Origin of the sequence: Castellaniella sp. (genome assembly GCF_049650445.1) — a bacterium.
GTDB lineage: Bacteria > Pseudomonadota > Gammaproteobacteria > Burkholderiales > Burkholderiaceae_B > Castellaniella.
Map to the genome: position 1 here is coordinate 1 of NZ_JBASAD010000039.1, position 12732 is coordinate 12732.

Consider the following 12732-nt stretch of genomic DNA (forward strand, 5'->3'; position numbering starts at 1 on the left):
GCCAATCATCCCTGGAGACGCTGGGAGGGGCCTATCGAACGCCTGCGCGCACACCCGGCCGCCTCCCCCTGAACCGGACATTTCTATTTGGGAGAAAACCGGACATTTCTATTTAGCGTTGACAGCCCGCCTTTCGCACGGCTGGTGGAGCCTGAGCACATCCGGTCACCCCCCGGAATTAAGTCACATCAACGTTTTTTGGATTCCTGCTTGGCAAGCCGAAAAACGGTGGATACATTTGCTCACGTTAGCTTTCATTAATAGATTAATAAATCTCGGAGGACACATCACCATGACCTTGCTGACCGAGCGCCAACACGACTGCCTGTACTGGGCGGCACAAGGCAAAACAAGCTGGGAAATCGGGTGCATCCTGGGCATCAGCGAACGGACTGCCAATTTCCACATCTCCAATACCTGCGACAAACTGGCGGTACGTACGCGTCAGGCCGCCATCACGGCGGCGATGAGCCAGGCACTGCTGTCCCCACCCCGCCCGGCCAGCGCAACGACAACCAAAAGTCACCCAACGGCGCGCGTGCACGGTCGTCGGACCCGGAAATAACCACCGCCTCCAGCCATTCGGTCGCCGTCACCCTGATCTGCGCTTCGACCTGCACCGGGCCTTGCGGCCCGCGTCCCTCGAAGGAAAACCGCTGCTCCAGATCCGCATCCGGGCCAGGTGGCTCGGCCCCGACGTTGCGGTACAAAGCATCGATCGCCCAGCGGGCCAGACGCCGCCGGACCGCCGCATCATCGGCCCAACCGGGCGGCAGATCCGCCGCCCCCAGTGCGAACAGCACGCCACCGGCCCGCGCCGAACGCATCGTCAGATTCAACGTCTGGTTCTCGAACGTCACCGGGCGGGCCTGCGTCTGCGGCGTGTCCGGCAGCACCCCCGTCGCGCCGCCCTGGCCAAAGGCCACCGGCCGCCAGTCAAAGGTCGGCGAGCAGGCGGCCAGCCAGGCCGCACAGCACACGATCGCCAGAATCCTGAACATGCCGTCTCCCACAAATGCCCCGATTGCGCCCCGCTCGGCGCCGGAGGCCCTTCGGCCGCATTGTACGGCGCGCGATGCAGCGCCGTTGAGGGAAGACCTACGCAGGCTGCCGTCAGACGCCTGAAAACATCCTGCGGCCCGCCACCGGCATCTTCGCAGTCAGGATGCATCCCGATTCTGCCTCGGTGATGTAGAGCGTCTTGCGGTCAGGACCTCCGAATGCAACGTTGGTCGTCAACGCGCCGGTCGGCGAATTGATGCGCAGCATGGGTTCGCCGCGATGGCTGAACAGCCAGACCGCACCCAGGCCCACGTGGGCGACCGCGAGGTTGCCATCCTCATCGATCGCAAGCCCATCCGGGCCGCCACCGCCGGACATCTGGATGAAGGTCCCCACCTTGGTCACACCGCCGTCACGTGTGAGCGGCACACGCCAGATCGCATTCGCCCGGGTGACGGCCAGATACAGCACGGATTCGTCCGGGGACAGGACCAGACCGTTGGGGCTGGGCACGTTGTCCAGCAGGCACTCCACGCGCCCATCCGCCCGGCTCCGGAAGACCCGGCCGGTCGCGTCATGCAGGCCAGTCAGCCCCTGATCGGTAAAGTACATATCCCCGTTGGAAGCAAACACCAGGTCGTTGACCGCCTTGAGCCGCTCGAGATGGATGCGCTGCACGACGGGCGTCACCTGGCCGGTCCCGGGGTCCAGCATCATGATGCCGTTCGCATAGTCGGCGATGAATATCCGGCCATCCTGGTGGACCTTCAGGCCGTTGGGCTCGCCATCGTACTCGGCGACGAACTCGAACTGTCCGTCCGGACTGACGCGGAAAATACGCCCCCAGGGCACGTCCACGCAATAGAGACGCCCCTGGCCGTCGAAAGACGGCCCCTCCAGCAATGAGTGGGCCGGCTGATTGCCGGGCTGATGCCGATGCCATTCCGAACTGGCTTCCGCCCGCCGGAAACGTTCAGGCAAACGGGCGAATTCCTGGGCCATCTGGACTGGCGGTGCAGCATACATGGGAGGTCCTTCACAAGAGTTGTCGTTGGCGATGCGCCACGAGGATATGGGAAATTCAGGCTCAGGAAATCCGGTCGGTCGTGCCCACGAACCCGATCGGACAATAGAAACCGCCGTGGAACTGGGCTGCGACAGCGTCCTCCGGGATATCCTGTGCGAGGATGTCAGCGGCGAACACCTCGGAGTCGTCCTGCGGCACATATCCCAGGAATTTCACATTCGAGTTGTCCCAGCGGTTCCGCAGGTTGTTCGAGACGCCATAGGCCACGATGAAATGATAGGACGCGTGCTCGATGCAGCAACGGGTCAGCTCCGTCATGTCGCGATGGCTGATCCAGGTGAGCAGTTGGCGGGCCTCGCTCGGCCGGTCGGGCGTCCGGAATGTGCCGATGCGCAGGCAGGCCACCTGCAGGCCATATTTGTCAGCATACATCCTGCCCACCGCTTCGCCGAATACCTTCGAGATCCCATATTCCGAATCAGGCCTCGGCTGCACGGTATCATCCAGGAATCGCTCCCGCCGGTGGTAACCCACCGCATGGTTGGAACTGGCGAACACCACGCGACGTACGCCCTTGCGGCGTGCCGCCTCGAACACGTTGTAGCAACCTTCGATGTTCATGGGCAGAATCCGATCCCATGATTCTGCCGAGGAGATCCCCGCGAGATGGATGACGCAGTCGATCCCCTCCATGCAGTCCTCGATCGAGCGGACATCGCGCAGATCCATGTGCCGGATCTCTTCATTGCCTTCTGCCGGCGCCTGCTCGGCGATGTCGGCCAGCCGCAACAAGGCATAGCGCCCCCGCAGTCCAGCCCGCAGGCACAGGCCGATATTACCTGCCGAGCCGGTGATCAATACCCGCAATTTTTCTGAATTCACGAAGTCACTCATTAGTATCCACCTGGTTCAAAGGCCACGGGAACCCTCATCCCGAAAGAGGGGCCGTGAAAAAACATCATGCAGGCACGGGGGTCAGTACCGTACCCTCTCGGAAAAACAGGCTCAGGTTGTCAAGTACGAGCTGGGCCATGGCCCGCCGTGTCTCGAACACCGCACTGCCGATGTGCGGGGTGAGCACCGCATTCTCGTGCGCCAGGAATCGCGGGTCGATCTCCGGCTCGTTCGCGAACACGTCGAGGGCCGCTCCGGCGATCCCACCGCTGCCCAACGCATGAAGAAGCGCTTCCTCGTCCACGATGGAGCCTCGGGCAACATTGACCAAGTAGCCCGATGGCCCCAGGGCCGCCAGAACCTCTGCGTCCACGCTGTGCCACGTTTGCGCGCTTCCTGGGGCTGCGAGGATGAGGATGTCGCTGCGCCGCGCCAGGTCCCGCAGACTGGCCTCGTACCGCAGGGCCACGGCCTGGCGGGTGCGGCCATGGTAGGCCAGGTCGACCCCCAGGCCACCGAAGCAACGGGCGATTTCCTTGCCGAGGCGGCCAAGCCCGAAAATCCCCACTGCCTTCCCTACCAGCCCCGTGCCCAGCGGCATCTCGGAGCGGCGCCACTGCCCGGACCGAACGTACTGATCTGCCGCAGGAATCCGGTGCAGCAGGGCGAGCGTCAGACCGAGCGTGAACTCGGCCACCGTTCGCTCGAGCACCCCTGGCGTGTGCGCCACCAGGACGCCCTTGTGCCGCGCCAGCTCGACGGGGATCTGGTGGTAGCCCACGCCGTAGGTGACGATCACCCCAAGATGCGGCAACAGCCCGAACACCGCCTCAGGAACATCGCAGTTGCTTCGGGTGATGATGCCGCGTATACGGCCACGCAGGCGGCTGCATCCTTGCACCACCGCCCAATCATGGCACTGAAACCGGGCATCGATCATTTCCTGCACGAAGGCAGGAAACAAGCCGATCTGCAGAAGATCAGGTCTCATCAGGCCTTTACTTCTTGGCCTTGGCGGCCATCAGGGCATCGTAGAGCTCCTGCCCGTTGGGTGCCTGCTTGATGAGCGTATCGACTACGGGCCGGGTCGCCTCGACCAGCGACCCCAGGTTGCCAGGCTGGACGATGGTGATGCCCTTCTCGGCCATGGTCTTCATGCCTTCGTCGTAGACCTTCTTGTAATACGCCCGGGCATACTCCATCGCTTCGTCCGCCGATTCCTTGACGATCTTCCGCTGACTGTCAGACAGAGAATCCCAACGCGCCTTCGACATGATCAGCAGGGCGGGGTGAATATTGATATGCGTGAGGTTAAAGTACTTTGAGACCTCAATGAACTTGTCGGACACAAACTGGTCGGGTGTGGTCTCACCGCCATCGATCACGCCCTGCTGCAGCGCCAGGTAGAGCTCGGAATACGCCATGGGCGTGGCCTGAGCCCCCAGGACGTTATAGCTCTCGACATAGCCGGGGGACTGGATGACGCGGATCTTCATGCCTTTCATGTCGTCGGCCGAGTTAATCGCCCGGTTACCGAAGACATCGCGCTCGATCGCCGAGAACCAGCCCAGGCCCACCATCCCGTACTTGGGCAGCACGTCCATGAACTTCTGGCCCACCGGACCGTTCAGGATGGTGTTGGCTTGTTCCACGCTATCGAACAAGAAGGGCGCGTCAAAGACCAGGAACTCCTTCACCGTATTGTTCAGCGTGGGCTGCCCCGTGATCAGGAGATCGTTGGTCCCGGCGACCGTGCCCTGGATCATCGTGAGTTCGCCACCCAGTTGCGAATGGGGGAAGACGTTGACCTTGATTTCGCCGTTCGATTTTTCCTTCAGCAGGTCGGCGAACTTCTGCGCGCCCACGTGGAAGGGACTGTCGGTGGTGAGCGTGTGCCCGATGTCCATGGTCAGACTGTGCGCTGGCATCGACAGCGCCGCCAGGCTGAGGGCGCCGCCGCCAAGAATGGCTTTCAATCGTTTCATTGCAGTCTCCTTGCGAATCCGGTGGACGGTGCATGCAAAACTTCACGCCGTCCCCATGGACCGTTGTTTATAAGAAAAATGTGCTGATTGCAGGCACGTAGGAAATAATGAGGATGTCCACGACCAGCACTGCGAGAAAAATGACCAGATAACGGGCCAACTGGTGCATCTTCAGCTTGGCCACTTCGCATACGACGAACAGATTGACCCCGACGGGCGGTGTGACCATGCCGACGGCGAGGTTGACGATCACAACGATCCCGAAATGGATGGGATCGATCCCGAACCCGATGCTGATGGGCGCGAGAATCGGGACGATGATCAGGATGGCTGCCAAGGCCTCGATAAACATGCCTACGATGAACAGCATGCCGTTGACCAGCATCAGGAAGACGAAGGGGCTGGTCGTGAACGAACCGAGCAGCACCGATGCACGCTGCGGCACCTGGTTGATGGTGAGCAGGTATGCAAACACGGCGGCGAATGCCACGATCAACAAGATGATCGCGGACATGACCGCCGACCGGGCAAAGACGCCGAGCAGCGACCGGAAGGTGATTTCCTTGTAGACGAACATGCCCAGCACGAGCCCGTAGAGGACGGCCACGCACGAGGCCTCGGTGGCCGTGAAGATGCCTCCGTATATTCCGCCCAGGATGATGACGGGCATGAGCAGCGCCAACAGGGCCTCGCGCAAGGCCGCAAAGATTTCTTTCAACCAGTCGCGGACGCCGACCTTCGTCACTTTGTCGAATCCGACGATGCTGGCCACCACGCAGACCGTCACGATGAGGGACGCCGTGATGAGCAACCCTGGCAGGATGCCGGCGATAAACAGAGATCCCACGGAGACATTGGCGGTCAGCGCGTAGACGATCATCGGGATCGACGGCGGGATGATCGCGCCGAGCTCACCCGACGATGCCGTGACCGAGGCCGCGAATGCCCGCGGGTAGCCCTTTTTTTCCATTTCGGGAATCAGGACCGATCCGATAGCTGCAGTCGTCGCCGACGAAGAACCCGACACCGTGGCGAACAGCATAGAGGTCAGCACGGCCACGGCGCCGAGGCCCCCGCAGATCCAGCCGACGAAGGCATTCGCAAGGCGGACCAAACGGCGCGCAATGCCGCCTGACTGCATCAGGTGGCCCGCCAATATAAAGAAGGGAACCGCCATCAGACTGAATGAATCGATCGACTGGAAGGCCATCTGCACGACGATCAGCAGCGGCCGATCACCGGATACCAGGGCCATGGCAGCCGACAGCCCGAGCGCCGTCATGATAGGCGCGCCAATCAGCAGGATGACAAAGAACGAGAAACCAAGGACCGGGATCATGACAGATGCTCCTTACCCAGCGGGCCCACGTCCATGGCCTCCGGGGCCGTGGCCTCGCCATCGGGCGCAATACCCAGCGCCTCCGTCACCACGTGGGTGAGTGCATTGGCGGACAACAGGATGCACCCCACGATCATCAAGCTATACACGTAGGCCATGGGGATTTCCATGGCCGGCGACCACTGTTTCAGGCCAAGCTCGATCAATCGGCCGGATTTCCAGACCAGCAGGCACCCCAGCACCAGCGTGAGCAGGTGCCCAGCGAGGCGAAGCCAGCGTGCCATGCCAGCAGAGACCAGCGACTGAATCGCATCCACCCCGATCAGGCGGTGCTCATACGCGGCAACCGCGCCGCCGATGAACACGGCGCCCACCATCAAGTAGCGGGCGAGCTCCTCGGCCCACGTAACGGAAACGGCAATGCCCGCGTAGGTGTACAGCAGTCTGGCAACCACCGAGATAGTGACCGCCGCGACCATTCCAACCAGGAATATCCCAGCGCACTTTTCAGCGACCCAGTTTATTTTTCGCATGGTCCGCCGCAGCGCGACGACCCCATCCTGAACTACGACATTGCTGCTCATACCGTCTTGTCCTTTTAGTTATATTCGTCCGACCCGGATGATGTCCCGTCAACGTCCTCCTCGTCCACCAGCATTCATGGCCTACAGACCAGGCATGGAAAAACCATGTGCCGCCAACCGTTCTACGAGACTATGCTGCTGTGTCTGGCTCAATGCGGTCAGTGGCGGGCGTACCCGAACCCAATCCGGACTGGCCCCGTAGTGAGCGATCGCAGCCTTCAAGGCCGGTATCATCGGAAATTCCTGGAAGATTCCACGCACGGCATTCAGCGCCGATTGCTGCATGTCGGCATCTTCGTCCTGCCAGGACTGGTGGAGACGCACGATCGCTGCGGGGTTCACGTTTCCCGTGGCAGTGATGCAGCCGGCTCCGCCTGCTCTCATGGTCTGCAACAGGAAGGGCTCGCTACCGGCGAAGACGCTGAAGCCGTCGGCGGCAAACTCGGTGATCATCGCCTGCGTGTTGTCCCAGTCGCCGGAACTGTCCTTGACTCCGGCAATCGTCTGCGGATAAGCGGCCAGCAGGCGTTCGATCAGCGACAAAGAAAAACCCACTTGCGATACCTGCGGTATGTGATACAGGTAAATGCGCAATCTGTCGTCCGCGACCCGCTGGATGAGCTCCGCATAATTGGCGAATAGGCCATCGTCGCTGACGTTCTTGTAGAAGAACGGCGGCAGCATCAGCACGGCCGGCGTCCCGTGGTTAACGGCATGGTGCGTGAGCCTGACCGAATCCGGCAGCGCGCAGCACCCCGTGCCCGGCAAAAGCCGCGCGGCCGGAATGCCGGCATCGAGCAAGGCATCCAGCAGATCGATCTTTTCACCGACCGACATTGAGTTGGCTTCCGAGTTCGTGCCGAACACAGCCAGACCCACGCCTTGCTCCACCAGCCAGCGACAATGCCTGACGAAAAGCCAACTGTCAGGCTCCAGCGTCGCATCGAAAGGTGTGACGACGGGAGAGTACACCCCCTGCAATCCGCTGTTTTTTCGCATAGTGCTCTCCCGGGTTTGCCCGTCTCTCAGGCCCAATCATCCAAGGCGTAACGCTCGACCGCCTGCTCATCGAACCTGAAGCCCAGGCCTGGCGCGGTCGGCACCCGCAGCATGCCGGCCGAGAACTCCAGTTGCGTATCGACCACTCGCCGGAAGTTCAGAACCTGATCGTCGGGGAAGAACTCCACGTATTCGGCATTGGGCGTCGAAGCAACCAGGTGCACATGCAAGTCATGGAACCAGTGGGGATACATGCTGACCCCGAAGCCTGCAGCCGAGGCCGCGATCCGCTTCCATTCGGTGATGCCGCCGCATACTGCAGCGTCGGTCTGCAGAATCATGGCGGCGCGCTTCTCGAGAAGCTCCTGGTGCCTCCAACGGCCGGCCTCGATCTCACCAGTGGCAATGGGAACCGCAGTCCGGCGGGCCAGTTGCGCATGGTTGTTGATGTCATCGGGGCTGAAGGGCTCCTCGATGAAATAGGGGTCGTAGCGCTCGTAGCGCTTCACATATTCGAGGGCAGTCGGCAGATCCCTCCAGGCGTTGTTGGCGTCCAGCATCAGCAGGACGTCGTCGCCGATGGCTTCGCGCGCCGCCTTGATGCGCGCTTCTTCCTCTTGCACCGACAGACGGCCGATCTTCATCTTCACCGCCTTGAATCCCAGGCTGACGTAGCCCGCGAGCTCTTGGGCAAGCTTGTCGGGCGTCTTGCCATCCAGATAGTATCCGCCGCTTGCGTAGGCATTGACGGAGCCCTTTGCATAACCACCGAGATACTGGCTCAGGGGCAGGTTTGCCGCCCGCGCATTGCGGTCCCATAGAGCGATGTCGATGATCGACAAGGCGCGCATCACCGATCCGGTGCGGCCGTGCAGAAGGGAGGCCTGGTACATATCGACCCATAGCCCCTCCACCTGGAGAGCGCTCTGCGCCTTGAGACGGTCACGGTGCAGTTGGCGTACCGCCTGCGTGACGATCGAGCCGCTGTGGCTGCCGGCATAGCAGAAGCCGATGCCCTCGTGGCCGTCGATACTGCGGATTTTCACCAGGGCATATTCCCGAGCGGTGACGTGCCGTGTGGAGAACGCGGTGGGATGGTCCAGCGGCACACTGATCGTGCGAGCCTGCACAGATTCGATGCGCGAGCCTTCGACTGCGGTGGCTACTTCCTTAGACATGGATGACTCTCCTGTTTTATGTCCGTAATCCGGGCAGCAGTGGGTCGGAGTTCTGGCGCCCAAGAATCGTGGGGATTGAATGCGTTATTCCTTGCGGGCTTCTTCGTCCAGCAAGATATTGATCGCCTTCAATAGTGCGGTTTCATATCGCAGCTGCTCGGCCGCAATCCTGTCCTCGGTCCAGTCGTAGAAGCCTTTGCGCGCTGGCGACTTGACGCCGATATGGCCTTCTTCGACCAGGCGGCGCATATAAGCGCTGGGCTCCTGGTCGTTGTGCAAATGGGGGTACATGGTTTTTGCTGCGGCATAATGAATATCGATTCCCCCCAGGTCCTTCTGCAAAAGCGGACCGGCGGCGATATAGCGAAGACCAAAGCCATAGCGGACGGCGGCATCGACGTCCTCTGCCGAAGCGAATCCCTCTTCCACCAAGGCAATTGCCTCGCGCATCAGGGCATGCTGGATACGATTGGCCAGGAAGCCCGGAACATCACGCTGCACCCGGATGGGCTTCTTGCCGACTTCGCACATGATCTGGCATACCCGCTCGGTGACGGCCTCATCGGACGCCGCGCTGCGCACCACCTCGACGGCAGGCACCAGGTGTGCCGGCATGAAGAAGTGCAATCCCAGCATGCGATCAAGCGTCGACAGACCCTGTCCAATGTCGCTGATGGGAAAACTGGATGAATTGCTGGTCAACGGAATCGATGCCGGGCAGAGGGCTTCTAGCCGGGCGAATACCGCTTTCTTGACTGCCAGAATTTCAAACACGCATTCAATGACGATATCCACTCCCCGCCAATCGATTGCGTCTAATTCTTCATGGATGGTGACTGTTCCACCTATATTCCCGTTGCCGATGACACTGCCGGCTGCGGTGATTTTTCCCGGCAAGGCCGCTCGCACGGACGCATCCGTTTCAACGACGTCTGCGTTCCAGCCCGCAGCACAGAATATCGCCGCCACTGCCGATCCCATCGTGCCGCCACCAATCACCACGGCTTTTCCAGTTTTATTCATATTGCCTTCTCGAAAGATTTAAGAAGGCAATATACATATCGAGGATTAATTAGTAAAATTGAAATTGATGAATATAGTATTCTATTTTTTCAATAGTTTGACAGCCAGGAAAAGGAGACGACCGGATGCTGGGAGATCTGAAGCAGTTGCGAGCGGCACTGGCCATTGCACGCCTGGGCAACTTCACACGGGCGGCGCATGAGCTCCATATTTCACAATCGGCCCTGACCCTGCAGGTCCAGCAACTGGAATCGCAACTGGACACGCAACTGTTCGATCGAAGCCGCCGCCATGTCAGTCTGACCCCCCAGGGACTGGCACTGCTGCCGCGCATCGAGCAGGTGATCGCCCAGATGGAGGACCTCGTCAGATTTGCGCGCGACGCGAGCGATCCCGAGCGCGGCACAGTCACCGTCGCCGTGCTGCCCTCATTAGGGGCAGGGCTGCTGCCCCAGGCGATCCGCCGCCTGAAACGCGACTATCCGCGCATCGACGTACGCATTGCCGATACGGTCGCCACGCGAGTGACAGACCTGATACGAAACGGTGATGCCGATTTCGGACTCAGCAGCCAGATCAAGCGTGTGCCCGAACTGACCTGGGAAAACCTGATGACGGACCACTTCTACGCCTTCATGGCCCACGACTACCCATGGAAGTCGCGGCGCACGACGACGCTCAAGGAACTGGCCGCGCACCCGCTCATCCTTCCAGTCAGGGACAGCAGCGTCCGCATGCACATCGAGGCCGCCGCCGACAAGCAGAAAATCCTGCTGCCCGCCGCCCACGAGGCCGTCTACAACTCGACCATATTGGCCATGGCGGCCGAGGGGCTGGGCGTCGCCGTACTGTCGAAACTGGCAGGCCTGGGCGGCGACACCCGGCGCCTGCGCCAGGTGGCAATCACCAACCCGCCAATCTACCGGCACATCGGCATCTTGCGGCGCGCCGGCCGCTCGCTTCCCCGTCCGGCAGAACTGCTAATCGAGGTCCTGCGGGAAAGCGTTCGTCAGGACGCGTCCCCGCGCGATGCAGCTAAAATCCCTCTTTATTCAGACCAAACCGGTACACATTCATCATGAGCCTGGCCTCGGAACGACGCGCCCTCCTGGCGGCGCAACCTGAACTATTGCGCGCCATCCGACGCGGCATCGAAAAAGAAGGCCTGCGGGTGGATGCGGCCGGGAACCTGGCCACGACCCCGCATCCATCCGCCCTGGGCTCGGCACTGACCAACCCCCGCATCACCACCGACTATTCCGAATCCCTGCTGGAACTCATCACCCGGCCTTTGCCCGACGCGCCTGCGCTGATCGGCGAACTGACCGACATCCACCGCTACGTCGCGCAACGCAACCCCGGCGAACCGATCTGGAACCAGTCCATGCCGGCGCACCTGCCGCCAGAGGCCGACATCCCCATCGCCTGGTATGGCACGTCCAACACCGGGATGCTCAAGCACGTCTACCGGCAGGGCCTGGCCTGGCGCTACGGCAAGGTCATGCAATGCATCGCCGGGGTGCATTACAACTTCTCGCTGCCAGAGGCCACCTGGGACCTGCTGGCCGACGGCGACACGGCGCAGGACCGGCGCAACACCGGCTACATGGCCTTGATCCGCAATTTCACACGCCACGCCTGGTTGCTGATGTACCTGTTCGGTGCTTCGCCGGCTGTGTCCCGCAGCTTTTTGCAGCACGCCGGCTTCGAGGCCCAGTTGACGCGGCTCAGCCCGGACACCTACTGTCTGCCCTGGGCCACCAGCCTGCGCATGAGCGACCTGGGCTACAAGAGCCCGATCCAGTCCGACCTGCAGCTCTGCTACAACGATCTGGATACCTTCACTGCCCGCATCCACCGCGCCGCCACGACGCCATGGCCCGCCTACGAGGCCATCGGCACCCACCGCGACGGCCAGCGCATCCAGTTGAACACCAACATCCTGCAGATCGAGAACGAATACTATTCCAACATCCGGCCCAAGCAGACCACGGCCCGCTGCGAACGGCCCAACACCGTGCTGCGCCAACGTGGCATCCAGTACATCGAGGTTCGCTGCATGGACATCGACCCCTGGGCACCCGCCGGCATCGCGGTCGAAACCAGCCGATTCCTGGACGCCTTCCTGCTGTACTGCGCGGTCGAGGACAGCCCGATGTTTCCCCCGCCTGGTTTCTGCCAGGAAAGTCAGGATAATTTCGGCCTGGTTGCCCGCGCAGGCCGCAGCCCCGGTCTGCTGTTGCAACGCGACGGCCATGCCACCAGCCTGCGCGACTGGGCCGAAGAGGTTCTGGATCGCCTCGTGCCCTATGCCCGCCTGCTGGATGAGCTGACCGGCGATGGCGGCCATGCCGCAGCCCTGGATGCGCAACGCACCAAGACCCGCGATCCAGAGGCCACGCCCTCGGCCCGCCTGCTGGCCGCCCTGCGTGACAGCGGCCAGGAATTCCACGACTGGACCCTGGCACAAAGCCAGGCCCACTGGGATGCCCTGCGCGCGAACAGCCTGCCGGCCGATGTCCTGGCGGACTACGACGCGACTGCCCGGGCCTCCATCGCGGACCAGGCCGCCATCGAAGCCGCCGACACGATTTCCTTCGAGGACTACGTGGCGCGCTTCCACGCGGCGCTGGGGCCGGTTCCGGTGCATTGAGATTGAAACACAGGCGGTGATTTGTATTTTATAAATACATTGAATAAG

At 61.7% G+C, this 12732-nt stretch carries 13 protein-coding genes; 3 read left to right on the forward strand and 10 right to left on the reverse strand.

What is annotated here, in order from left to right; all coding sequences use genetic code 11:
* The first annotated feature begins 292 nt into the window (after positions 1 to 292).
* Positions 293 to 565, forward strand: coding sequence for a LuxR C-terminal-related transcriptional regulator (locus WA983_RS14295; protein ID WP_424252060.1), 273 nt, complete (start codon positions 293 to 295; stop codon positions 563 to 565).
* On the opposite strand, the gene WA983_RS14300 is transcribed toward WA983_RS14295, so the two are convergent.
* The 10 genes from WA983_RS14300 to WA983_RS14345 all read right to left on the reverse strand — a co-directional run bounded on the left by WA983_RS14300 (position 456) and on the right by WA983_RS14345 (position 10031).
* Positions 456 to 1001 (reverse strand): hypothetical protein, encoded by a 546-nt coding sequence (locus WA983_RS14300; RefSeq protein WP_424252034.1) that lies wholly within the window; start codon positions 999 to 1001, stop codon positions 456 to 458. The two genes, WA983_RS14295 and WA983_RS14300, sit on opposite strands and share 110 nt — an antisense overlap.
* Before the next feature lie 112 nt (positions 1002 to 1113).
* Positions 1114 to 2028 (reverse strand): SMP-30/gluconolactonase/LRE family protein, encoded by a 915-nt coding sequence (locus WA983_RS14305; protein WP_424252036.1) that lies wholly within the window; start codon positions 2026 to 2028, stop codon positions 1114 to 1116.
* A gap of 61 nt (positions 2029 to 2089) precedes the next feature.
* The gene (locus WA983_RS14310; protein WP_424252038.1) at positions 2090 to 2923 is read right to left on the reverse strand and encodes an NAD-dependent epimerase/dehydratase family protein; all 834 of its coding nucleotides are present in this window, start codon (positions 2921 to 2923) and stop codon (positions 2090 to 2092) included.
* Between the two features lie 64 nt (positions 2924 to 2987).
* Complete coding sequence (locus WA983_RS14315; RefSeq protein WP_424252040.1) at positions 2988 to 3914, reverse strand: 2-hydroxyacid dehydrogenase; 927 nt, start codon at positions 3912 to 3914, stop codon at positions 2988 to 2990.
* Positions 3915 to 3921: 7 nt separating this feature from the next.
* Positions 3922 to 4908 carry a TRAP transporter substrate-binding protein gene (locus WA983_RS14320; protein ID WP_424252042.1) on the reverse strand — a complete coding sequence of 329 codons (987 nt, stop codon included), beginning with the start codon at positions 4906 to 4908 and terminating at the stop codon, positions 3922 to 3924.
* 67 nt (positions 4909 to 4975) lie between these two features.
* The gene (locus WA983_RS14325) at positions 4976 to 6247 is read right to left on the reverse strand and encodes a TRAP transporter large permease (RefSeq protein ID WP_424252044.1); all 1272 of its coding nucleotides are present in this window, start codon (positions 6245 to 6247) and stop codon (positions 4976 to 4978) included.
* Positions 6244 to 6831 (reverse strand): TRAP transporter small permease, encoded by a 588-nt coding sequence (locus tag WA983_RS14330; RefSeq protein ID WP_424252046.1) that lies wholly within the window; start codon positions 6829 to 6831, stop codon positions 6244 to 6246. The genes WA983_RS14325 and WA983_RS14330 overlap by 4 nt, the downstream gene beginning before the upstream one ends.
* Before the next feature lie 81 nt (positions 6832 to 6912).
* Positions 6913 to 7830: a dihydrodipicolinate synthase family protein gene (locus WA983_RS14335; RefSeq protein ID WP_424252048.1), complete on the reverse strand. Its 918-nt coding sequence runs from the start codon at positions 7828 to 7830 to the stop codon at positions 6913 to 6915.
* Positions 7831 to 7856: 26 nt separating this feature from the next.
* Positions 7857 to 9008, reverse strand: a complete 1152-nt coding sequence (locus tag WA983_RS14340) for a mandelate racemase/muconate lactonizing enzyme family protein (protein WP_424252050.1) — start codon at positions 9006 to 9008, stop codon at positions 7857 to 7859.
* 84 nt (positions 9009 to 9092) lie between these two features.
* Positions 9093 to 10031, reverse strand: coding sequence for a 3-hydroxyacyl-CoA dehydrogenase family protein (locus WA983_RS14345; RefSeq protein WP_424252052.1), 939 nt, complete (start codon positions 10029 to 10031; stop codon positions 9093 to 9095).
* A gap of 125 nt (positions 10032 to 10156) precedes the next feature.
* On the opposite strand from WA983_RS14345, the gene WA983_RS14350 reads away from it, so the two are divergent.
* Both WA983_RS14350 and gshA read left to right on the forward strand, forming a co-directional pair.
* Positions 10157 to 11113: a LysR family transcriptional regulator gene (locus WA983_RS14350; RefSeq protein ID WP_424252054.1), complete on the forward strand. Its 957-nt coding sequence runs from the start codon at positions 10157 to 10159 to the stop codon at positions 11111 to 11113.
* Positions 11107 to 12684: a glutamate--cysteine ligase gene (gene gshA, locus WA983_RS14355; RefSeq protein ID WP_424252061.1), complete on the forward strand. Its 1578-nt coding sequence runs from the start codon at positions 11107 to 11109 to the stop codon at positions 12682 to 12684. The genes WA983_RS14350 and gshA overlap by 7 nt, the downstream gene beginning before the upstream one ends.
* The last annotated feature ends 48 nt before the right edge of the window (positions 12685 to 12732 follow it).

Bases quoted from the DNA above. Each gene is read 5' to 3' on its own strand.
- WA983_RS14330 (WP_424252046.1), bottom strand. From the start codon at position 6,831: ATGAGCAGCAATGTCGTAGTTCAGGATGGGGTCGTCGCGCTGCGGCGG.
- WA983_RS14310 (WP_424252038.1), bottom strand. From the start codon at position 2,923: ATGAGTGACTTCGTGAATTCAGAAAAATTGCGGGTATTGATCACCGGC.
- WA983_RS14300 (WP_424252034.1), bottom strand. From the start codon at position 1,001: ATGTTCAGGATTCTGGCGATCGTGTGCTGTGCGGCCTGGCTGGCCGCC.
- WA983_RS14315 (WP_424252040.1), bottom strand. From the start codon at position 3,914: ATGAGACCTGATCTTCTGCAGATCGGCTTGTTTCCTGCCTTCGTGCAG.
- WA983_RS14305 (WP_424252036.1), bottom strand. From the start codon at position 2,028: ATGTATGCTGCACCGCCAGTCCAGATGGCCCAGGAATTCGCCCGTTTG.
- WA983_RS14340 (WP_424252050.1), bottom strand. From the start codon at position 9,008: ATGTCTAAGGAAGTAGCCACCGCAGTCGAAGGCTCGCGCATCGAATCT.
- WA983_RS14325 (WP_424252044.1), bottom strand. From the start codon at position 6,247: ATGATCCCGGTCCTTGGTTTCTCGTTCTTTGTCATCCTGCTGATTGGC.
- WA983_RS14295 (WP_424252060.1), top strand. From the start codon at position 293: ATGACCTTGCTGACCGAGCGCCAACACGACTGCCTGTACTGGGCGGCA.
- WA983_RS14345 (WP_424252052.1), bottom strand. From the start codon at position 10,031: ATGAATAAAACTGGAAAAGCCGTGGTGATTGGTGGCGGCACGATGGGA.
- WA983_RS14320 (WP_424252042.1), bottom strand. From the start codon at position 4,908: ATGAAACGATTGAAAGCCATTCTTGGCGGCGGCGCCCTCAGCCTGGCG.
- WA983_RS14350 (WP_424252054.1), top strand. From the start codon at position 10,157: ATGCTGGGAGATCTGAAGCAGTTGCGAGCGGCACTGGCCATTGCACGC.
- WA983_RS14335 (WP_424252048.1), bottom strand. From the start codon at position 7,830: ATGCGAAAAAACAGCGGATTGCAGGGGGTGTACTCTCCCGTCGTCACA.